The following is a 21,325-nucleotide window of genomic DNA, read 5'->3' on the forward strand; positions in this document are numbered from 1 at the left end:
GACGATGGAGCACACGTTCGACCGCACGTACTGGGACGAGATCTGGCAGGGGGACCGAGCGCACGCGATGGGAACGAGCCGACCCCATCCACACCTCGTGCAGGAGATCGGCGACCTGATGCCCGGGACGGCGCTCGACGCCGGCTGCGGGGCCGGGTCCGAGGTCATCTGGCTCGCGTCCCGTGGCTGGCAGGTCACTGGCGCGGACATCGCCGTCGCGGCCCTCGACCGCGCCGGAGAGCGTGCCGCCGAGGCAGGCGTCGCCGATCGGGTGCGGTGGGTCGAGGCGGACCTGTCCACGTGGGAGCCGGACACGCGCTTCGACCTCGTCACCACCCACTACGCCCATCCCGCGATGCCACAGCTGGACTTCTACGACCGGGCCGCCTCCTGGGTGGCCCCCGGAGGCACCCTCCTCATCGTCGGCCACCTCCACCACGACGACGGCGTCCACGGGACCGGGCACGACCCCGACGGCCCGCCGCCCGCCGCCTCCGCGACCGCGGCCACGATCACCGCGCGCCTCGACCCGACGGACTGGGACGTCGTGACCGCCGAGGAGTCGCACCGGACGGTGTCCGGCCCCGGCGACCACGAGATGGCCGTGCACGACGTCGTCGTCAGAGCCACCCGTCGCGGCTGAGTCGCGTCAGTCGGGCGCCCCGTCCTGCTCGGCCACGTCGGGTCTGGTGGGGGACTGGGGCATGTCGTGCACGTCCTCGGACGTGGTGGTGTCGGTGTCCGGGGGTGTCGGGTTGGCAGCCGAGTCGCTCACCGTCCCCTGGCTCTCGTCGTCGTGCTCGGAGTGCTGCTGCGCTTTCCGCGGATCGGTCGTCATGGTCCTGAGGTACCCCGTCGGCGGCTCCCGACTCGCCGCTCGGTGATTGGCCCGACGCAGGGCGGGTACCTCTCGGAGGACCGCCGACTCCAAGGAGACCTGCATGGACCCGAGCAAGGCCGCGAAGAACATCAAGGACGCCGTGGAGAGCACGGCGGAGAAGGCGTTGGACAAGGCCGCCGAGCTCGCCACGCCCGACATCCCCGGCCGTCCCGGCCCTCATCCCGTCCCCTTCGACGAGCCCACCGAGCCGCGTGAGCCGCTGCCGCCGAAGGGCGACCAGAGCGCGCCGGACACCCGGTCGGCCACCGGTGCGCCGTCAGGCGCTCCCGAGGACGTGCGCACGCAGCAGGGTGCCTTCCTGACGACGTCGCAGGGCGCGCGACTGCGCGACAGCGACCACTCGCTCAAGGCCGGCCCACGCGGTCCGATCCTGATGCAGGACCACCACTTCCGCGAGAAGATCACGCACTTCGACCACGAGCGCATCCCCGAACGCGTCGTCCACGCACGCGGCTCCGGCGCCCACGGCATCTTCGAGGGCTACGGCACGGCGGCCGACGTCACGCACGCGGCGTTCCTCCAGGAGGGCGTCACGACGCCCGTGTTCACGCGCTTCTCCACGGTGCTCGGCTCGCGCGGCTCGGCCGACACCGTCCGCGACACTCGTGGGTTCGCCACGAAGTTCTACACCGCCGAGGGCACGTTCGACCTCGTCGCGAACAACATCCCGGTCTTCTTCATCCAGGACGGCATCAAGTTCCCCGATGTCATCCACGCCGGCAAGCCGCACCCGGATCGCGAGATCCCGCAGGCGCAGAGTGCCCACGACACCTTCTGGGACTTCGTCTCGCTGCACACCGAGGCGCAGCACCACACGATCTGGAACATGTCCGACCGCGGCATCCCGCGGTCCTACCGGATGATGGAGGGCTTCGGCGTCCACACCTTCCGGATGGTCAACGCCGAGGGCGGCACCTCGCTGGTGAAGTTCCACTGGAAGCCGACGCTGGGCGTGCACTCCCTCACGTGGGAGGAGGCGCAGTTCATCAACGGCATCGACCCGGACTTCCACCGCCGCGACCTGGCCGACGCGATCGAGGCCGGCGCCTTCCCCGAGTGGGAGCTGGGCATCCAGGTGTTCGAGGACAACCCCGAGCAGGAGTTCGCCGGGATCGACCTGCTCGACCCGACGAAGATCGTCCCCGAGGAGCTCGCGCCCGTGCAGCCGATCGGCCGGCTGACCCTGAACGCCAACCCCACGAACTTCTTCGCCGAGACCGAGCAGGTCGCGTTCCACCCCGGCCACCTGCCGCCGGGCATCGACGTCACCGACGACCCGCTGCTGCAGGCGCGCCTGTTCTCGTACATCGACACGCAGATCACGCGCCTCGGCGGTCCGAACTTCTCGCAGATCCCGGTCAACCGACCGCACGCGCCGGTGAACGACATGTTCCGCGACGGCTTCCACCAGCACGCGGTGCACGCCGGGGTCGCCCCGTACAAGCCGAACTCGCTCGACGGCGGCTGCCCGTTCTTCGCCGGTGCCGACGACCGAGCGTTCGAGGACACGCCGGTGAAGGTGACCGAGTCGACGAAGCTGCGCGCGAACCCGGCCACCTTCGACGACCACTTCAGCCAGGTACGGCTGTTCTGGGCGAGCATGAGCCCGGTCGAGAAGGAGCACATCATCCGCGCCTACGCGTTCGAGCTGGGCAAGTGCTACGAGGACGCGATCAAGGCCCGCCAGCTGCAGCACCTGGCCAACATCGACCCGGTGCTGTGCCAGGAGGTCGCCACGGCGCTCGGCATGCCGGCCCCCGAGCCGACGGTCGAGCTGACGCCCGAGACGCCCAGCCCCGCCCTCTCGCAGGTCGGCGGCACGTGGCCGGCCGACGGCCGGATGATCGGCATCGTGGTCGATCCCGACGGTGATCTCGGCGGGGTCGAGGCGCTGCGGGCGGCCATCTTCTCCGCCGGCGCCGTTCCGCTGGTCGTGGGCCCGCACGGTGGCAAGATCGGCCCGCTCACCGTGCAGCGCACGTTCGCGACGGGCCGCTCGGTCGAGTTCGACGCGCTGCTGCTCGCGGGTCACCCGAAGCCGGCACCGGACGCCGTGCCGTCGCGCGACGACAAGGCGGGCGCCCCGGCCGGGCTCACGCTCGACCCCCGGGTGCAGCTGATGCTCGACGAGATGTGGCGCCACGCGAAGGTGATCGGCGCGTGGGGCGACGGCGTGGCCGCGCTCGAGGCGGCCGGCTACGGCGGCGGGCTTCCCGGCGTGGTGACCGGTGACGACGCCGGACCGGTGTTCGCCGAGGTCCAGGACCTCATGGCCTCCCACCGCGTGTGGGAGCGCTTCCCCGTGACCGTCGCGTGAACGGGGGATCGGATTGACCACCCAGTTCGGCGTGACTCCCCGGCCCACGGACGACCGTCCGGGGGCCGGGGTGGCGCGAGGCGGCACAGAACCACTGCGCATCGCCTCCGTGCCGTCCACCCACGTCTACGTCCGGCACCTGCGCCCGCCGGAGGGGCCGAGCCCGTTCGTTCACCTGCCCGACCCCGATCCCGACCACCCGTCGCGCCCGGCCACGAGCAAGTGGTGGCCCCCGGTCATGCTGCGTCCCGAGTGGGCCGCGACGGCCGACTTCGACGTGTTCCACGTCCAGTTCGGCTTCGACGCCTGCTCCCCGCAGGACCTGGAGCGGCTGGTCGAGGTGCTGCGTGAGCGGGGCAAGCCGCTCGTCCTGACGGCCCACGACCTGCGCAATCCCCATCACCCGACGCGCGAGCTGCACGACGAGCAGCTGGGTGTCCTCGTGCGGGCGGCCGACGCGGTGGTGACCCTCACCGAGGGCGCCGCCGCCGAGATCCGGCGGCGGTGGGGCCGCGAGGCGCTCGTGGTGCCGCATCCGCACGTCGTCGAGCTCGACACGATGGCGCGACTGCGACGCGAGCGGGCAGGCCGGCCGACGGACGAGTTCCGCGTGGGCGTCCACATCAAGAGCCTGCGCGAGAGCATGGATCCGTTCCCGGTGCTGCGAGTCCTCGACGAGACGCTCGCCGAGCTGCCGGGCGGGGTGCTCCAGGTCAACGGGCACCACGACGTGCTCGACGCCGAGGGTGCCCGCCGCGAGCCGGTGCTGGCGGCCTGGCTGGAGGAGAGGGCCGCCCACGGTCGCGTCGACCTGCGCGTCCACGACTTCCTGCCCGACGCGCAGCTGTGGGAGTACCTCGCGAGCCTCGACGTCGCGGTGCTTCCGTACCGGTTCGGCACGCACTCCGGGTGGCTCGAGGCGTGCCGCGACCTCGGGACCACGGTGGTCGCGCCGACCTGCGGGCACTACGCCGACCAGGGCCCCGTGCTCAGCTACGGCTTCGACGAGTCGCACTTCGACGCGGAGTCGCTCCGGGCGGCGATCCGGTTCGCGCACGCCGCCCGGCCCGATCACGGGGTCAGCGTGCAGGAGCGCCGCGCCCAGCGTGTCGCGGTGGCACAGGCCCACGCACGGCTCTACCGGGAGCTGCTGTCATGAGTGGCCTGCGGATCTGCCTCATCGGCTCGAGCCGGTTCCCGATCCGGGAGCCGTTCGCGGGCGGGCTGGAGGCTCATACCCACGCGCTCGCCCGGCAGCTGACCGATCGGGGACACCATGTGTCGCTCTTCGCGGCCCCCGGATCGGACCCGGACCTGCGGACCCGCGAGCTTCCCGTCGACTCGCTCCGCCACGACGTCGTCAACCGACCGGACCTGGACGTCACGCCGGGTGCCTGGATGGACGAGCACCACGCCTACCTCGGGTTGATGCTCGAGCTCGCCCGGAACCCGCACCACTTCGACGTCGTGCACAACAACAGCCTGCACCACCTGCCCGTGGCGATGTCCTCGATGCTGGCCGTCCCGATGGTCACGACCCTGCACACCCCGCCGGTGCCGTGGCTCGAGTCGGCGATGAAGTACGCCGCCGCCGACAGCACGTTCGTCGCGGTGAGCCGCTTCACGGCGCGAGCGTGGGCTCACGCCGTCGGGACCGTCACCATCGCGAACGGGGTCGACATCGAGCGGTGGCGCCCCGGTGCCGGCGGCGGCGCCGCGATCTGGTTCGGCCGCCTGGTGCCCGAGAAGGGCGCGCACCTGGCGATCGACGCGGCCCGTGCGGCCGGGATGCCGCTCGACCTCGCCGGTCCGGCCCTGGACGCCGAGTACTTCGGCGCCGAGATCGCCCCACGGCTGGGCGGTGAGATCCGGTACCTCGGGCACCTGACCCACGAGCAGCTGCGGGCGGCCGTGGGGAGCGCGCGCGTCGCGGTCGTGACGCCGAGGTGGGACGAGCCGTACGGACTCGTCGCCGCCGAGGCGATGGCGTGCGGCACTCCGGTGGCCGCGTTCGCGCGAGGGGCGCTGCCCGAGTTCGTCGACGAGTCCGTCGGGGCCCTGGCGGTGCCGGACGACGTCGCGTCGCTGGCCGCCGCGATCGGCGAGGCGGCCGGACGCGACCGCGAGGCGGTGCGCAGGGTCGCGGTGGAGCGCTGCTCGATCTCGGCGATGGTCGACCGGTACGAGGACCTCTACCGCCGGCTCGCGGGTCCGATGGCCGCATGATCGGCTACTACGTCCACCACCAGGGCAGCGGTCACCTGCACCGGGCGACCGCGCTGGCTGCGGCGCTCGACGTCCCGGTGACGGGTCTGTCCTCGCTGCCGCGACCGGCGGCCTGGGCGGGGGAGTGGATCGAGCTCGAGCGCGACGACCGGTGGGCCGACGAGCCGGTCGACACCGCCGGTGGCCACCTGCACTGGGCGCCGCTCGGCGAGCCGGGGCTCCGTTCCCGCATGGCGGCGATCTCGTCGTGGATCGCCGATGCGCAGCCGCGGGCACTCGTCAGCGACGTCTCCGTGGAGGTGGCGCTGCTGGCGCGGCTGCACGGCGTGCCCTTGATCTCGGTGGTCCTCCCGGGCGACCGCGGCGACCGCGCGCACCGCCTCGGGCAGGCCGCGTCCAGTGCCCTCGTCGCCTTCTGGCCGGAGGAGGCCGAGGGCATGGTGCGAGGTGTCGAGGCGCGGCTGCACCGGATCGGCGCCGTGTCCCGGTTCCCGGTCCGCGAGGCGCCGGTGGTGCGACGTGGTCCCGTGCGGCGAGTCGTGGTGCTCGGCGGCCGCGGGGGCGAGGGCCTCACCGACGCGGACCTCGCCCTGGCGCGGGCGCAGACGCCCGGGTGGGACTGGGAGGTCCTGGGCGGGGAGGGCCCGTGGCTCGCCGACCCGTTCCCGTCCATCTGCGACGCCGACGTCGTGGTGACGCACGCGGGGCAGAACGCGATCGCCGAGGTGGCCGCCGCGCGGCGCCCGGCGATCGTGGTCCCGGCCGACCGGCCCCACGACGAGCAGCGCACCACTGCGCGGGCCCTGGCGGCCGGGCCGTGGCCCGTCGTGGTGGAGCCCGAGTTCCCGGCGACCGGCTGGGCCGACCGGCTGGAGCGCGCCGCCGGCCTCGACGGCTCCGTGTGGTCGCGCTGGTGCGACGGTCGCGCGCCCGAGCGCTTCGCGGCGCTCGTCGGCGAGATCGTCGGCGCCGAGGTGGCGCGATGACGTCGGTGGCGGTCATCACGGTCGCCCACGGCCGGCACGCCCACCTGTGCGCGCAGGACGACTCGCTCGCGCTGAGCACGCGACGGCCCGACGAGCGGGTGCTCGTCGCGATGGACGACCCCGAGGTCCTGGCGTGGACGTCCTCCGCACCTCCGTCGCCACGCACCGTCTCCGTCCCGCGGCGCCCGGACGGGCTGCCGCTCGCCGCGGCGCGCAACGCCGGTGCCGCCGCGGCGATCGACGCAGGCGCGGAGGTGCTCGTGTTCCTCGACGTCGACTGCCTCGTGTCGCCGGGGCTCGTGGAGGACTACGCGGACGCGGTGGCGGCCGAGCCGGGAACGCTGTGGTGCGGCCCGGTCACGTACCTGCCTCCGGCCCCTGCGGGTGGGTATCCCGTCGGCGACCTCGGGCCGTGGGACAGCCCGCACCCGGCGCGACCCGCCCCGGCGCCGGGCGAGCGCCTCGCCGGGGGAGACCCCGACCTGTTCTGGTCGCTGTCCTTCGCGGTGCACCGCGAGACCTGGCGGCTGGTCGGCGGCTTCCACGAGGAGTACGCCGGGTACGGGGGCGAGGACACCGACTTCGCCCAGTGCGCCGCCGCGGCCGGCGTCGGTCTCGGGTGGACCGGGGGAGCGCGCGCCTTCCACCAGCACCATCGCGTGCAGCAGCCTCCGGTGGGCCACCTCGACGACATCCTGCGCAACGGCAGGCTCTTCCGGCGCCGGTGGGGACGCTGGCCGATGACCGGCTGGCTCGAGCAGTTCGAGGAGCGGGGCCTGGTCGAGCGCGTCGGCGACGACTGGGTGCGGGCGGACTCGCCGCAGCGGCATCCCGACCGGGTGTGAGACGGGACCGCCGGGGTACCTGCAGCACATGAGGATCGTCATCACCGGTGCCAGCGGCAACCTCGGCTCCGCGGCCCTGCGCGAACTGTCCGCCGGAGGCGACCACGAGCTCACGGCCGTGGCCCGACGCCTCCCCGACGTGGGCGATGCCGGTGCGGCGTCCGTGCGCTGGCACGCCGCGGACGTGTCGCACGACGACCTCACGACGGTCTTCACCGGCGCCGACGCCGTGGTCCACCTCGCGTGGAAGTTCCAGCCCACCCATCGCCAGGACGTCACGTGGGCGACGAACGCGGTGGGCACCCGCCGGGTTCTCGACGCAGTGGCCGCTGTCGGCGTGCCCCAGGTGATCTGCGCGTCGTCGGTGGCGGCGTACTCGCCGGTCGAGCACGACACCCCCGTGGACGAGACGTGGTCGACCGACGGAGCCTCCGAGGCGACCTACTGCCGCGAGAAGGCCTACGTCGAGCGCACCCTCGACGGCTTCGAGGGCCGCCATCCCGACGTGAGCGTCGTCCGGCTTCGGCCCGCGTTCGTCTTCCAGCGCTCGGCCGCCAGCGAGCAGCGCCGCATCTTCGGCGGGGCGCTCGCCCGTCCCGCGCTGCTGGACCGCAAGCGCATCCCGATCCTTCCGCTCCCCGCCGGGCTGCGGCTCCAGGCGATCCACGCCGGCGACGTCGGCCGCGCGATCCGGGCGGCGGCGGAGCGATCGGTCAGCGGCGCGTTCAACCTCGCCGGCGAGGGCGTGCTCCGCCGGGCGGAGCTGGGCGACCTCTTCGGGGCGCGCACCGTCGAGGTGCCGGCGCGGGTCGCGCAGGCGGCGCTCGGGGCGGCGTGGCGGCTCCATGCCCTCCCCGTGCCCGGCAGCCTGCTGGGCGCCCTGATGCACGTGCCGCTGATGTCCACGGACCGGGCCCGGACCGAGCTCGGCTGGACGCCCGAGCACTCGGGCTTCGACGCCGTCGACGCGCTCCTCTCGGGCCTCCCCGAGCGCGCCGGCAGCACGATGCCGCCGCTGCATCCGTGAGCGAGGATCACGCATGAGCCGACTGCCGAGCGCCCTGGGCGCCGTCCCCGGCATCGCCGCCCGGGCCGGCGGCGCGGTGCTGGAGGGAGCCACCCACGCGCTCGCCCTCGTGCGGAGGGCGCGCAAGCCACTGCATCCGCGCGGCTCGGTCTGGGAGGCGGAGCTGACGCGCGCTGGCACCTTGCTGCCCACGGGCGTGCCCTGGCTGGACGAGCCGGGCACCGAGCGGGCGATCGTCCGCGTGTCCGCCGCCGTTGGGCTGCCGCACGGCTGGCCCGACCTCCAAGGGCTCGCCATCCGGCTGCCGGAGCAGGACGACGCCGACGTCCTGCTCGCCAGCACGGGGATCGGCCCACTCACCCGCTTCCTGCTCCGGCCGGTGAAGTCGTCGGGCTGGCACCTGTCCACGACGCTGCTGCCGTACAAGGGCCCCGAGGGGCCGCTGCTGCTCGCCGCCGCTCCCACGGGGGAGGGTCGGTACGTCCTGCTGCGGGCCGAGGGACAGGGTGCCTGGGTGGCCTTCGCGGTGCTGCGACTGCTGCACGAGACGGACGTGAGGCCGTCCTTCGACCCCGTGCGCCGGCTGCTCCCCGGCCTGGCCAACTACGACTGGGTGAGCCGGCTTCGCGCTCCGGCGTACCGACGAGCCCGCGAGGATCGGGGCGAGGGGCCGGCGTCCACCGTGCGTGACAATGTGACGTAGGTCACAGTAGGGTGCTCGAATTGGATCTCGGGCAGTCCTTTGGGAGCCAGGCATGCGTCACCACCAGCGTCGTCCCCTTCGTCTCGTCCTCCTCGTCGGCACCGCCGGGCTGGCGCTCGTCGCCGGCGCCACGGTGGCCGCCGAGGCCGGATCTCCGCGCCACGGCAGCTCCCTGCGGATCGAGGTGCTCTCCAGCGCTCCGCACCAGGTGTCCGCGGGCGACGCGCTGGTCGAGGTCACCGTGCCGCGGCAGGTCAGGCCCGCCGACGTCGTGATCCGCGCCGGCGCGACGAACGTCACCGATGCCTTCGCCGTCACCACCGATCGCACGCTGGTCGGCCTCGTCGGCGACCTGCGCACCGGCAGGACCACGCTGCGCGCCGAGGTGCGCCGAGGCGCCCGGTCGGGCGCTCGAGCGGCTTCGCTCACGGTCACCAACCATCCCGCCTCCGGCCCGATGTTCTCGGGCCCGCAGCAGCAGCCGTTCGTGTGCACCACGGCGCGGGGTCGCTTCGACGGACGCAAGATCCTCGGCCAGCCGATCGTGGACAACCAGGACCGCCAGGGCATCGCGGTGGCCCGCGAGGACGCGAACGGCGACTACCCGCAGGACGGGCGTGGCTACCCGACCGCCGCGGCCGAGACGGTGGGCTGGAGCGCGAACTGCGCGGCCGAGCGTCGCATCGGCTACGTCTACCGGTCCACCACCGACGATCGCTTCCACTGGCTCGACGATCCCGCGAACCCGCCGTCGGACATCGCCACCACCACCACGAAGGCGGGCCGGACGGTGCCGTACGTCGTGCGCTGGGAGCGCGGCACCGTGAACCGCTTCGTCTACAGCATCGCGGCGCTGGCCCCCGTGGGCGAGGCGGACCCCGAGCGCCCCGACGCCTCGCTGTGGAACCGCCGCCTCGTGTTCAGCTTCCAGGGCGGTGTGGCGATCGGCCACACGCAGGGCACCACGAGCGACAGCGCGATGCTGCCCGCGGACCTGCTCGGCCAGGGCTACGGCGTGATGTGGTCCAGCGGCACCCGCACCAGCACGCACTACAACCTGCAGCTCGGCGGCGAGACCGCGCTGATGCTGAAGGAGCGCGCGATCGAGACCTACGGCGTGCCCGACTACACCGTGGCCGTCGGTGGCTCGGGCGGCGCGATCCAGCAGTACGTCTACGCACAGAACCACCCGGGGATCATCGACGCGGCGATCCCGCAGTACTCCTACCCCGACATGGTCACGCAGGTCATCCACGTGGGCGACTGCGAGCTGCTGGAGTACTACTTCGACGCCACCGACCGCACCAACGCGAAGTGGAGGGATCCCGAGGTCCGGCAGGCGATCATCGGCCTGAACGGCACCAAGGAGCCGAAGAACCTCTCGGCAGGCGAGATCGCGCAGTGGAACCAGCTGTACGGCGCGATGCAGGCGCTGGGCTACCAGGTCATGGACCGGGCGCCCGGCTCGGCGGCGCCGCCGCTGATGGAGTGCAAGCCCGGCTGGTTCGGCCTCACGCCGCTGGCCCTGAACCCCACGTTCACCGACGTGGACGACCTCGACCAGCTCGCCCAGGGCACCGAGGGCGTGCAGTGGACCCACTTCGCCGACCTCGTGAACATCTACGGCACCGGGCCCGACGGCTACGCGCGGGTGCCCTGGGACAACGTGGGCGTCCAGTACGGCCTGGAGGCGATGAAGGACGGCGTCATCACCCCGGCGGAGTTCCTCGACCTGAACGCCAAGGTCGGCAGCTGGAAGGAGTCGCGCGACATGGTGCCCGAGGGTGCCCCGTTCGACGGCCCCACGACGCCGCAGAACTTCGACCCGTGGAGCTCGCGGAACATGAACCTCAGCCCCGACGGCACGACTCCCGCGCCCCGGCGCGAGGGCGACCTGAAGGCGATCCGCGCCGCCTACTCGTCGGGCATGCAGTTCCAGGGCGACATCGACATCCCGATCATCGACCTGCGCCCGTACCTGGAGGACGAGCTGGACATGCACAACACCCAGCAGTCCTTCGCTTCCCGCCAGCGCATGCTCAACGTCGACGGAGACGCCTCGAACCAGGTCGTCTGGTTCGCCGACGCCCGGCCGGCCCAGGACTACGACCCGACGTTGCGCGCGTTCGAGGTGGTCGACGAGTGGATGGCGAACATCGCGAAGAACCCGCGCCGCGGCGTCTCGGGCAACAAGCCGGCCCGTGCGGTGGACACGTGCTTCACGACCTCCGGCGACGTGATCGCCGCGGGGCCGAGGGTCTGGAGCGGGATCATCGACTCCAGGGCCGCGGGGGAGTGCACCCAGCGATTCCCGATCTACTCGAGCTCGCGCCGGGTCGCCGGCGGCCCGTACGAGGGCGGGATCTGGAAGTGCGCCCTGCAGCCGGTCTCGAAGGCGGCGAGGTCCGGGCTCTACGGGTCGTGGCGTCCCAGCCGCGCGGAGTTGGCCCGCCTCGAGCAGGTGTTCCCCGACGGCGTGTGCGACTACCGCAAGCCCGATGTCGGCAAGCCGAGGCATCACGGGGGCTGGGGCAAGGGGCGAGGCTGACGGCGCATTGGTCCGCGAGGCGGGCTACGTTGGAATCAACCTGAGGAGGCCGCAGTGACCGATCCGGAAGAGATGAAGGCCAAGTTCCGCGAGGCGCTCGACAAGAAGAAGCACCGTCATCACGCCACCGCCGAAGGTGCTGAGCACGACGGCAGCGAGAAGTCGCACGGCGCCACGAAGCCGATCGAGCAGCCGGAGTTCCGCCGCAAGGCGACCTGACCCCGACTGCCGCGGCTCCGCCGCGCGAGCTGTGAAGCGTTGCCCACCGTTCTCAGGCGGATCCGCCCGAGAACAGGTGGGCAACGCTGCACATCGGGCGTCAGGGACTGGCGTCAGATGACGCCGAGGGCCAGCATCGCGTCGGCCACCTGCGTGAAGCCGGCGATGTTGGCGCCCGCGGCGTAGTTGCCGGGGGCGTCGTACTCGTCGGCGGTCTCGAGGCAGCGGTCGTGGATGCCGCGCATCGTCTCGGCGAGGCGCTCCTCGGTGTACTCGAACGACCAGCGGTCGCGCGAGGCGTTCTGCTGCATCTCCAGGGCACTGGTCGCGACGCCGCCGGCGTTCGCGGCCTTGCCCGGGGCGAAGGTGATGCCGGCCTCGGAGAACAGGCGCACGGCGTCGGGCGTGCACGGCATGTTGGCGCCCTCGGCCACGATCGCGCAGCCGTTCTGCGCGAGCACGGCGGCGTCCTTGTCGTCCAGCTCGTTCTGCGTGGCGCACGGCAGCGCGATGTCGCACGGCACGCTCCAGATCGAGCCCTCGCCGAGCTTCGCGGACTCGCGCTGATCGGCGTAGTCGCAGATGCGGCCGCGCTGGACCTCCTTGACCTCCTTGAGCAGCTCGAGGTCGATGCCCTGCTCGTCCACGACGAAGCCGCTGGAGTCCGAGCAGGCCACGACGATCGCGCCGAGCTGCTGCAGCTTCTCGATCGCGTACGTCGCCACGTTGCCCGAGCCGGAGACGACGACGCGCTTGCCGTCGAACGACTCGCCGCGCGAGCGCAGGATCTCCTGGGCGAAGAACACGGTGCCGTAGCCGGTGGCCTCGGTGCGCACGAGCGAGCCGCCCCACGTGATGCCCTTGCCCGTCAGGACGCCGGACTCGTAGCGGTTGGTGATCCGCTTGTACTGGCCGAAGAGGTAGCCGATCTCGCGGCCGCCCACGCCGATGTCACCGGCAGGGACGTCGGTGTACTCGCCGATGTGGCGGTACAGCTCGGTCATGAAGGCCTGGCAGAAGCGCATGATCTCGCCCTCGGAGCGACCCTTGGGATCGAAGTCCGAGCCGCCCTTGCCGCCGCCGATCGGCATGCCGGTGAGGGAGTTCTTGAAGATCTGCTCGAAGCCGAGGAACTTCACGATGCCCAGGTAGACGCTGGGGTGGAAGCGCAGGCCGCCCTTGAACGGGCCGAGGGCCGAGTTGAACTCCACCCGGAAGCCGCGGTTGATCTGCACGTTGTTCTGGTCGTCGACCCACGGGACGCGGAAGATGATCTGGCGCTCCGGCTCACACAGGCGCCGGATGACCGCCGCGTCGGTGTAGGCCGGGAGCTTCGTGACGACGGGTCCGAGACTGTCCAGCACCTCGCGCACGGCTTGGTGGAACTCGGTCTCCCCGGGGTTCCGGTGGAGCACTTCGTCGTAGATCGTTCCGAGGCTCTCGTGCAGGGTCACCAGGCTTCATTCCCGTCTGCTTTGTTACGTTCACATTTCGTGGCGTGCGGGAACCAGCCTGCCTCATGCGACGAACGCACCGCGCCGCGCCCCCGGTGACGGGAGCGCGGCGCGGGCCGTCCGATTCAGGCCGGGACGGCGGCCAGCAGCTCGCGCTTGGCGGCGTCGTACTCGCGCGTGAGCCGGGCGACGAGCTCGGCGGCGGGCACGGTCGCGTCGACGGCGCCCAGGCCCTGGCCGGCGCCCCAGATGTCCTTCCACGCCTTGGCGTCCGTGGTGCCGCCGGAGCCGAAGTCCATGGTGGAGGGATCGCCCGCAGGCAGGTTCCGCGGGTCGAGGCCGGCGGCCTCGATGCTGCCCCGGAGGTAGTTCCCGTGCACGCCGGTGAACAGGTCGGAGTAGACGATGTCGTCGGCCGAGCTCTCCACGATCATCTGCTTGTAGCCGTCCACGACGTTGGCCTCGTCGGTGGCCAGGAAGGCCGAGCCGACGTAGGCCAGGTCGGCGCCGGCGGCCTGCGCGGCCAGCACGGAGCGGCCGTGCGCGATCGAGCCCGAGAGCAGCAGCGGGCCGTCGAACCACTGGCGGATCTCCTGCACGAGCGCGAAGGGGGAGAGGGTGCCGGCGTGACCGCCGGCTCCGGCGGCCACGGCGATGAGGCCGTCGGCGCCCTTCTCGATGGCCTTGTGCGCGAAGCGGTTGTTGATGATGTCGTGCAGCACGATGCCGCCGTAGGAGTGGACGGCCTCGTTGATCTCGGGCCGAGCGCCGAGCGACGTGATCACGATGGGCACCTGGTGCTCGACGATCGTGGCCATGTCCTCGTCGAGGCGGTTGTTCGAGCGGTGCACGATCTGGTTCACGGCGAACGGCGCGGCGTCGGTGCCCGCGAGCTCGGACTCGATGCGGTCGAGCCAGTCGCCCAGCAGCGACGCGGGGCGCGCGTTCAGCGCGGGGAACGAGCCCACCACGCCGGCCTTGCACTGGGCGATGACGAGCTCGGGGCCCGAGGCGATGAACATCGGGGACGCCACGACGGGCAGCGAGAGCCGGTTCTGCAGGACGGTGGGCAGGGACATGGAGACCTCCGGGCCGGGACTATTGCAACAAGTTGCATAGTACCGGCAGCGGAGACGGTCCACAACACCTCGCGTGGGGCGTCAGGCAGGCTCGACGGGGATCGGGTAGCCGTCCACGACCTGCTGGGCGACCGAGCGCAGCTTCGTGTCCGTGCGCTGCGAGTGCTGCAGCAGCACGGCGAACGCCTCGTCGCTCGTGAGGTCGAAGCGCTCCATCACGATGCCCTGCGCCTGCCCCATCAGGACGTGCGAGTCCATGGCGGCGGGCAGGTCGCGCGCCGTCAGCGAGGCGGACACCGTGACCGCCGCGCGGCGTGCCAGGCTCTCCGCGAGCTCCCGGTCGCCGTCGGCGAAGGCGCGCGGGCGCCGGGAGTAGAGGTTGACGCTGCCGAGCACGCGGTCGCGGGTGGAAAGCCTCACGCTGATGAGGCTGCGCAGCCCGAGCGCCGCGACGGCCTCGGCCCACCGCGGCCACCGTGCCTCACTGAGGGTGTCGGGCACCAGGAGCGACTCGCGCCCGTCGAGGAGCGTGAGATCGGGACCTTCTCCCAGGTCCGCCTGGATCGCGTCGGCTCGCTCGACGATGTCGTCCGAGCCGGTGGCCGTCTCGATCGCGTTCCCCGGACCCAGGAGCAGGGCACCGCCGTGCTCGGCACCCACCGCGGCCTGGAGGTGGCACAGGACCGAGGCGATCGTGGCCTCCGCGGCCCCGGCCCGTGACAGGTCGGAGACCTTCTCCGGGAGGTCGATGATTCCCGGGACGGGCTCAGGCTGCTGCGATCGGCCGGTCACGAATGTCCCTCCTCTGGCAGGTCCTCTGCTGGTGGGTTCCTCAGGTCATGCCGCGGCGACATCCGGGTGCCGGCGGACTGCCGACAGCACCTTCGCGAGCCGACGTGACACCTGCATCTGGCTGATGCCGAGGCGATCGGCGATCGCCTGCTGCGTCAGTCCCTCCACGAAGCGCCAGTGCAACAGCTCGCGCTCGTCACGGTTCAGCTCGCGCAGGCAGCGCGCCACGCTGAGCCATTCGTCCACGAGCTCGAGGCCGTCATCGGTCGTCGCGAGCTCGCGACGACCATGCGTGACGTCGTCCATCGACTCGGGCTGGAAGCACCCGCGGGCGACGGTGGCGTCGCGCAGGTCCGAGGGAGCGACCCCGATGCGTGCGGCCATCTCCTCGAGGTTCGCGCTCGTGAGCTCGGGCAGCTGTTCACTGACGATCAGGGCCTGGATCTCCTGGATGCGGCGGGGCGGGCGCACCATCCACGCCCGGTCGCGGAAGTGGCGCTTCAGCTCACCCTGGATCGTGGCGGTGGCGTACGGCGGGAACGGCCCCTGAGCAGGGTCGTAGCGGCCTGCGGCCTTCACGAGAGCGAGGCGCGCGACCTGCACGAGGTCCTCGGTGTCCACACCGCGGCCGGTGAAGCGATGGGCCAACGCGCTGGCGAGGGAGAGATGGTCGAGGACGAGGTCCTCGGAACTCGTTCCGGCGGGGTGTTCGGACAGCACAGCCATGGATTCTCCGATGCTGGAGCGACTCCTCGAGGCTGGGCGTTCAACCGAGTTCAGCGTCACACGCCTGGGGTGACTCGGCAACACGAGCGATCGTCGAGGCGGGCGCCCGCGCGACCTCAGCCACCGAGCCGGTCGTCCTTCCCCTCGACCTCCTCCTGGACGTCCAGACGCTTGAGGGGCTTCGTCGCGGGGCCGTTGAGGACCTCGCCCTCGGGGGAGAACCGCGACCCGTGCAGCGGGCAGTCCCACGAGCGCTCGTGGTCGTTCCACCGCAGCACCCCGCCGAGGTGCGTGCAGAGTCCCTGCACCCGACAGGTGCCGGCCTCCGAGCGCGACTCCGCGACGACGCGGACGCCGTCGCGGTGCACGTCGCCCTCACCCGGCTGCAGGGTCCTCGGGGACGCGGCGATCACCCGGGCGGCTCCGGTCGCGACCTCCTTGGCGACCTTGGCGTTCATCACGGCCCGCCCGCGCGCCGAGAGCAGGGGAGAGGAGTGGTCGACCACCTCCTCCACCCACGGCAGCCGGTCGCCGAGGATGTCGAGGGCGATGGCGATCGCGGCGGCGGTGCCGTTGGTGAAGCCCCATTTGGCGAAGCCGGTCGCGAAGCGGATCCGGTCGCCGCCGCGCGGCATCCTGCCGAAGCGCGGCAGCCCGTCGGCCGTCGTGTAGTCCTGCGCCGACCACGCCGCGACCTCGCGGGCGTCGGGGAAGTGCTCGGCCGTCCACGCGCGGATCATCTCGACGTGGTCGCGCTCGGACTCGGTCCGCCCGACGCCGTGCCCGAAGCCGCCGACGAGCAGCGCGGGGCGTCCGTCCTCGGTCAGCGCGTCGCGCAGCGAGACCGAGGGCGAGCCCGTCGACAGCCCCATCACCTGCGGCGGATCGGGCAGCTCGTAGCCGACCACGTACGAGCGCTGCGGCTCGAGGTCGCTGAAGGCCAGGCTGCGGTCCAGGATCGGCGAGCCGGTCGCGACGACGAGGGACTCGGCACGGACCTTGCGGCCGCCGCTGACGTGGGCGGTGGGCGAGCCGAGCCAGTCGACGTGCAGGACGCGGGCGTGCTCCACCAGCGAGCCGCCGTTCGCCCGAAGCTCGGCGGCGAGGGCCGCGAGGAGCGACCCGGGGTCGACCTGCGCCTGGTCGGCGAGGGTGACGGCCCCGTGCGTGGTCACGCGGAGGCCCGGATCCTCGGTCCACTCGACGGGCAGGCCCACCGACGTCGCGGCGACGAGCTCGGCTCGCGCGCGCGACGTCTCGGTGGGGCTGGCGGCGAAGGTCGCGGCCGTCCGCCGGTGGATCCGGACGTCGTGCTGCTCGGCGAAGTCGACCAGCCACTCGAACCCGGCGCGGTTCATGTCGACGTACGCCTGCACGACGTCGCGTGAGTGGTCCTCGAGCAGGGTCGACAGGCGCGTGCCCTGCAGCAGCGACACCTTGGCCGAGCTGTGTCCGGTGGACCCGGCGCCGACGTAGCGGGCCTCGACCACGCACACCCTCCGGCCGGCGCGCGCCAGCAGGAGGGCGGTGGTCAGCCCGACGACGCCCGCGCCGACCACGAGGTCGTCACAGTCGTCGGGAAGCGCGTCGTGGCCGGACACGTCGGCGGGCACCAGCCACAGGGGTCGGTTGTCTTCGGTCATCGGCGGCTCAGACCCGCGACGCCGGCGCCGTGGGGTCGGTGACGACGAGGTTCTCGGCGCCGCCGTCACCGTCGTCGCTCTTCTCGGGCGATGCGGGCTCGTCGGGCTCGATCGGGTTGCTCGGCTCGGTGGCGGGGTCGGCCGGGTCGGGGCCCTCGGCGGGCGCGTCGGGATGCGGGGTGGTCATGTGATCCTCCTCATGCGGTCGGACATGGTTCACGTACCCGACTCGCGATGATCCATGCGTCGGGGCACGATGGCTGCGCGGGCCGGCGCATGAGCCGCCCGTCTGGGGGTACGTACTCCGTGACCTCCGTCTCGATCGAAAGGACCGCGGATGCCATCAGCCGTCCTCGCCGGCAGCCGGGCGACGACCTCGACCCTGCCCCAGCCCCGTGGCGACCTGAGTGCCGCGACCGTCGCTGCCCTGACCGGGGGAATGCCGTGGGACCGCGTGCCGAAGGTCAGGCCCTCGAGCATCGAGGACGGACTCCTCACCGTGTGGATCGCGCACGAGCTGCACCATCGTGGCTTCGCCGAGGTGGAGGACGCCGAGTGGACGCCCGAGCTGATCGCGGTCCGCAATGACGTCGAGCGCGACCTCGAGGCGCGACTGCGCGAGCGCGCGGAGGGCAGGCTCCCCGAGTCCGCCGATCCGGACGTGCTGCTCGACTACGTGCGGGCCGACGAGGGCCGGTCGCTCGCGGAGTTCGTCCAGCGCGCCGCGACGGCCGATCAGGTCCGTGAGCTGTTGTGGTTGCGCTCGATCTACCACCTCAAGGAGGCCGACCCGACGGCGTGGACGGTGCCCCGGCTGCCGGGTCCCTCGCGCGCCGCGCTGGCCGAGCTGCAGTACGACGAGTACGGCGGCGGGCGACCCGAGCGCCTCCACGCGCAGCTGTTCGCCGACGGCATGAAGGCGCTCGGGCTCGACACGCGGGAGAACGCGGCGATCGACGACGTGCCGGTCGAGGTGCTGGAGATGAACGTGACCCTCACGATGTTCGGCCTCCAGCGCCGCCTGCGGGGCGCCGCCGTCGGTCACCTCGTGGCGTTCGAGGCCTCCAGCTCGGGACCGTCGCGGCGGATGTCGCGCGGCCTGCGCCGCCTCGGCCTCCCCGAGGAGATGGCGGCCTACTACGACGAGCACGTCGAGGCCGACGCCGTCCACGAGCAGACCGCGGCGCGCTTCATCGCCGGTGCGCTCGTCGAGGCGGAGCCGCACCTGGCCGAGGACGTCGCCTTCGGCGTGTTCACGTGCCTGGACCAGGAGAGCCGCTTCGCCGAGGCGATGTTCGAGAGGTGGGGTGTCTGATGGCGCGCAAGGTCGACGTCAGCGTGGTCCCGAACGGGCCACTGCTGATCCGTGGGGACATCGGGGTCCACGCCCCGGACGGCGAGGTGCACCGCACCGAGCGGCCCGTCAGTGCCGTGTGCCGGTGCGGCAAGTCGGCGTCGCTGCCGTGGTGCGATGCGACGCACCAGCTGATCAGGACCAGGTTCGACGAGGAAGGAGATCGCGATGAGTGAGGAACAGGACGGATTCCCGGCACAGCAGCAGGAGCCCCCGGGACTGACCGAGCCGATGGAGCCCCGGCCGGACCACGGCGAGGAGAGCTACGTCGGGTCGAACCGGCTCGAGGGGCGCAAGGCGCTCATCACCGGCGGTGACTCCGGCATCGGCCGGGCGGTCGCCATCGCCTACGCCCGCGAGGGTGCCGACGTGGCGTTCACCTACATGCCCGAGGAGGTCGAGGACGCCCGCGAGACGTCGCGGCTGATCGAGGAGGCGGGACGCACGAGCCTGCCGATCGAGGCCGACCTGCGCGACAGCGCGACGTGCGACCGCGTGGTGGCGCAGGCCCACGACGGCCTGGGCGGACTCGACGTCCTGGTCAACAACGCCGGCTTCCAGATGGCCCGCGACGAGGGCCTCGAGCAGATGGACGACGAGCGGATCGAGCGCACGTACACGACGAACGTGTTCGCGCTGCTGTGGCTCGTCCGCGCCGCCCTGCCGCACCTCGGCCGCGGGTCGAGCATCATCAACAACTCGTCGATCCAGGCGTACGAGCCGTCGACGAGCCTGCTGGACTACGCGTCCACGAAGGCCGCGATCAACAACCTGACGGTGAACCTGGCGGCCGAGCTCGGTCCGCGGGGCATCCGGGTCAACGCGGTGGCGCCGGGCCCGATCTGGACTCCGCTGCAGCCCGCGACGCAGCCCGAGGAGAAGATCGAGCAGTTCGGCTCCGACACGCCGCTGGGCCGGGCCGGCCAGCCGGCCGAGCTCGCGGGTGCGTTCGTGTTCCTGGCGAGTGAGCGGGAGGCCAGCTACGTCTCGGCCACCGTCCTGGGCGTCACCGGCGGAAAGCCGGTCTTCTGATGCTCCAGGCCTCCGAGCCGCAGGCGCGGACGACGACCTTCGGCGGCCGGCCGATCGGCCACGACGAGCGCGTCCTGACGCCTCGCCCGTGGACCGAGGCCCAGTCGCTGTGGGCGCGGGAGCTGCTCGACACGGTGCCCGCGGGCCCGGTGCTCGAGGTGTGCGCGGGCGCCGGCCACATCGGCCTGCTCGCCGTGGCCGGCACCGGTCGTCACCTCGTGCAGGTGGACGCCGACCTGCACGCCTGCGTGTGGGCCTCGCGCAACGCCCGCGTGTGGGGCGTCGACTCCGACATCCGCCACGGCGCGATGGCCGAGGCCCTCATGCCCGACGAGCGGTTCGCGCTGGTCATCGCCGACCCGCCGTACCTCCCCTCGGACGGCGTGAGCGAGTTCCCCGAGGATCCACTCACCGCGATCGACGGGGGCTCCGACGGGCTCGACCTCGCTCGCGAGTGCCTGACGGTCATCGGGCGGCACCTCGTCCGTGGAGGTGCGGCCCTGCTCCAGCTGCGCGACGAGGCCCAGGGTCGCGAGCTCGCGGTCGACGCCGCGGCGTGTGGCCTGTCGATCGACGAGAGCCGACAGTTCGACGGCGGAGCGGTCCTGCTGCTGCGTCGCACGACGGAAGGATGAACCGATGAACAGCACTCCCGCGAACGGTGACCAGGCCGAGGGCAAGGCCGACAAGCTGGCCGACGACCTCACGGTGGACCCGCAGCACCAGAACGTGAGCGAGCCGGGCGGCGACGAGCAGGAGGCCGGCACCGAGACGGTGCCCGGCGTCGAGGGCCCCGAAGGCGTCCCCGACCTGCCTGTCACCGACGACCCGGGCACCGGCGGGCCCGGCGACGACGACTGAGTCTCGTCGCCCCGGTGCGGGACCTCGTCAGTCGGCGAGGTCCTCGGGGGAGACCACGTCCTGGCGGTACTGCTCGCGCAGCCACTTCAACGCGGCCACGTGGGCCTGCTCGTCGGCCGAGGTGACCGCGCCGTCGGCGATCTGCACCCGGAAGTCGTGCGCGTAGGCGGTCGCGGCGGTCATCGCGATGCACGCCTCGGTGACCACACCGGCGAGGACGAGCTCGTCCACGCCGAGCTCGCGCAGGCGCTCCAGCAGGTCGGTGCCGTGGAACGCGTCGTCGCGCCGCTTCGTGAGCTCGAGGTCCGGGCGCAGGTCCAGCTCGGTGAGCGTCTCGGCGCCCTTCGTGCCCTCGAGCGCGACCGGCTGGTCGTCGTCGCGCATGTTGAGTGCCCAGGTCATCTTGTCCTCGGGCAGCACGGTGCGGACCTCCACGATGGGCACGTCATGGTCACGCGCCCAGTCCGTCCAGCTCTGCACGGCGCGGACGATCTGGGACCGCTGCTCGCGCAGGCCCGGGGGGTCGAGGAAGTCCTCCTGCAGGTCGATGATCACGAGAGCACGCATGGGGCCATTGTGCCGTCGGCCCGCGGCCGCTGCCCGGCGAGTGCC

Annotated in this window: 23 protein-coding genes; 15 read left to right on the forward strand and 8 right to left on the reverse strand. The window is 72.4% G+C overall.

Features of this window, described 5'->3' with window-relative positions; all coding sequences use genetic code 11:
- Nucleotides 1-4 precede the first annotated feature (4 nt).
- Entirely contained in the window at nt 5-643 is a 639-nt protein-coding gene (locus B5D60_RS12255) for an SAM-dependent methyltransferase (protein ID WP_078700429.1), read from the forward strand.
- Nucleotides 644-649: 6 nt separating this feature from the next.
- On the opposite strand, the gene B5D60_RS16775 is transcribed toward B5D60_RS12255, so the two are convergent.
- Nucleotides 650-838, reverse strand: coding sequence for a hypothetical protein (locus B5D60_RS16775; RefSeq protein WP_153303001.1), 189 nt, complete (start codon nt 836-838; stop codon nt 650-652).
- Nucleotides 839-941: 103 nt separating this feature from the next.
- Here B5D60_RS16775 and B5D60_RS12265 point away from each other — a divergent pair, with 103 nt between their 5' ends.
- From B5D60_RS12265 to B5D60_RS16965, 9 genes are read left to right on the forward strand one after another with little or no spacing between them, the layout of a single operon-like run.
- Complete coding sequence (locus tag B5D60_RS12265; protein ID WP_078700431.1) at nt 942-3,218, forward strand: catalase; 2,277 nt, start codon at nt 942-944, stop codon at nt 3,216-3,218.
- A 13-nt stretch (nt 3,219-3,231) separates the two neighbouring features.
- Nucleotides 3,232-4,377 carry a glycosyltransferase family protein gene (locus B5D60_RS12270; protein ID WP_231948739.1) on the forward strand — a complete coding sequence of 382 codons (1,146 nt, stop codon included), beginning with the start codon at nt 3,232-3,234 and terminating at the stop codon, nt 4,375-4,377.
- Nucleotides 4,374-5,444, forward strand: a complete 1,071-nt coding sequence (locus B5D60_RS12275) for a glycosyltransferase family 4 protein (protein ID WP_078700432.1) — start codon at nt 4,374-4,376, stop codon at nt 5,442-5,444. Before B5D60_RS12270 ends, B5D60_RS12275 begins: the two co-directional genes overlap by 4 nt.
- A complete protein-coding gene (locus B5D60_RS12280; protein WP_078700433.1) occupies nt 5,441-6,430 on the forward strand; it encodes a glycosyltransferase in 990 nt (329 codons plus the stop codon). Before B5D60_RS12275 ends, B5D60_RS12280 begins: the two co-directional genes overlap by 4 nt.
- Nucleotides 6,427-7,275 carry a glycosyltransferase family 2 protein gene (locus B5D60_RS12285; RefSeq protein WP_078700434.1) on the forward strand — a complete coding sequence of 283 codons (849 nt, stop codon included), beginning with the start codon at nt 6,427-6,429 and terminating at the stop codon, nt 7,273-7,275. The genes B5D60_RS12280 and B5D60_RS12285 overlap by 4 nt, the downstream gene beginning before the upstream one ends.
- A gap of 28 nt (nt 7,276-7,303) precedes the next feature.
- Nucleotides 7,304-8,302, forward strand: coding sequence for an NAD-dependent epimerase/dehydratase family protein (locus tag B5D60_RS12290; RefSeq protein WP_078700435.1), 999 nt, complete (start codon nt 7,304-7,306; stop codon nt 8,300-8,302).
- A 13-nt stretch (nt 8,303-8,315) separates the two neighbouring features.
- Complete coding sequence (locus B5D60_RS12295; protein WP_078700436.1) at nt 8,316-9,005, forward strand: hypothetical protein; 690 nt, start codon at nt 8,316-8,318, stop codon at nt 9,003-9,005.
- 52 nt (nt 9,006-9,057) lie between these two features.
- Nucleotides 9,058-11,553, forward strand: coding sequence for a DUF6351 family protein (locus tag B5D60_RS12300; protein WP_078700437.1), 2,496 nt, complete (start codon nt 9,058-9,060; stop codon nt 11,551-11,553).
- A gap of 54 nt (nt 11,554-11,607) precedes the next feature.
- Nucleotides 11,608-11,772 (forward strand): DUF5302 domain-containing protein, encoded by a 165-nt coding sequence (locus B5D60_RS16965; RefSeq protein ID WP_197684315.1) that lies wholly within the window; start codon nt 11,608-11,610, stop codon nt 11,770-11,772.
- Nucleotides 11,773-11,885: 113 nt separating this feature from the next.
- On the opposite strand, the gene gdhA is transcribed toward B5D60_RS16965, so the two are convergent.
- The 6 genes from gdhA to B5D60_RS12330 form a co-directional block, all read right to left on the reverse strand.
- Nucleotides 11,886-13,220, reverse strand: coding sequence for an NADP-specific glutamate dehydrogenase (gdhA, locus tag B5D60_RS12305; RefSeq protein ID WP_197684480.1), 1,335 nt, complete (start codon nt 13,218-13,220; stop codon nt 11,886-11,888).
- 131 nt (nt 13,221-13,351) lie between these two features.
- Nucleotides 13,352-14,305, reverse strand: a complete 954-nt coding sequence (locus B5D60_RS12310) for an NAD(P)H-dependent flavin oxidoreductase (protein WP_078700439.1) — start codon at nt 14,303-14,305, stop codon at nt 13,352-13,354.
- Between the two features lie 81 nt (nt 14,306-14,386).
- The gene (locus B5D60_RS12315) at nt 14,387-15,097 is read right to left on the reverse strand and encodes a GAF and ANTAR domain-containing protein (protein WP_078700440.1); all 711 of its coding nucleotides are present in this window, start codon (nt 15,095-15,097) and stop codon (nt 14,387-14,389) included.
- A gap of 45 nt (nt 15,098-15,142) precedes the next feature.
- Nucleotides 15,143-15,823, reverse strand: coding sequence for a sigma-70 family RNA polymerase sigma factor (locus B5D60_RS12320; protein ID WP_078700441.1), 681 nt, complete (start codon nt 15,821-15,823; stop codon nt 15,143-15,145).
- A gap of 116 nt (nt 15,824-15,939) precedes the next feature.
- Nucleotides 15,940-17,466, reverse strand: coding sequence for an FAD-dependent oxidoreductase (locus tag B5D60_RS12325; protein WP_078700442.1), 1,527 nt, complete (start codon nt 17,464-17,466; stop codon nt 15,940-15,942).
- 7 nt (nt 17,467-17,473) lie between these two features.
- On the reverse strand, nt 17,474-17,653 hold the full coding sequence (locus tag B5D60_RS12330) for a hypothetical protein (protein ID WP_078700443.1): 180 nt from the start codon (nt 17,651-17,653) through the stop codon (nt 17,474-17,476).
- Nucleotides 17,654-17,803: 150 nt separating this feature from the next.
- Between B5D60_RS12330 and B5D60_RS12335 the strand changes: the two genes are divergently transcribed.
- Genes B5D60_RS12335 through B5D60_RS12355 form a run of 5 tightly spaced genes read left to right on the forward strand, consistent with a single transcriptional unit; the run spans nt 17,804 to nt 20,713 of the window.
- Nucleotides 17,804-18,781, forward strand: coding sequence for an iron-containing redox enzyme family protein (locus tag B5D60_RS12335; RefSeq protein ID WP_078700444.1), 978 nt, complete (start codon nt 17,804-17,806; stop codon nt 18,779-18,781).
- The gene (locus B5D60_RS12340) at nt 18,781-18,996 is read left to right on the forward strand and encodes a CDGSH iron-sulfur domain-containing protein (protein WP_078700445.1); all 216 of its coding nucleotides are present in this window, start codon (nt 18,781-18,783) and stop codon (nt 18,994-18,996) included. Before B5D60_RS12335 ends, B5D60_RS12340 begins: the two co-directional genes overlap by 1 nt.
- Nucleotides 18,989-19,852, forward strand: a complete 864-nt coding sequence (locus B5D60_RS12345) for an SDR family oxidoreductase (protein WP_078700446.1) — start codon at nt 18,989-18,991, stop codon at nt 19,850-19,852. Before B5D60_RS12340 ends, B5D60_RS12345 begins: the two co-directional genes overlap by 8 nt.
- Complete coding sequence (locus B5D60_RS12350; protein ID WP_078700447.1) at nt 19,852-20,487, forward strand: methyltransferase; 636 nt, start codon at nt 19,852-19,854, stop codon at nt 20,485-20,487. The genes B5D60_RS12345 and B5D60_RS12350 overlap by 1 nt, the downstream gene beginning before the upstream one ends.
- Before the next feature lie 4 nt (nt 20,488-20,491).
- Nucleotides 20,492-20,713, forward strand: a complete 222-nt coding sequence (locus B5D60_RS12355) for a hypothetical protein (protein ID WP_078700448.1) — start codon at nt 20,492-20,494, stop codon at nt 20,711-20,713.
- Nucleotides 20,714-20,740: 27 nt separating this feature from the next.
- Here B5D60_RS12355 and B5D60_RS12360 read toward each other — a convergent pair whose 3' ends face one another.
- Nucleotides 20,741-21,280, reverse strand: a complete 540-nt coding sequence (locus B5D60_RS12360; protein ID WP_078700449.1) for a cysteine hydrolase family protein — start codon at nt 21,278-21,280, stop codon at nt 20,741-20,743.
- Between the last annotated feature and the right edge of the window lie 45 nt (nt 21,281-21,325).

It is taken from the genome of Aeromicrobium choanae (assembly GCF_900167475.1).
In the GTDB taxonomy this organism is placed as follows: Bacteria; Actinomycetota; Actinomycetes; order Propionibacteriales; family Nocardioidaceae; genus Aeromicrobium; species Aeromicrobium choanae.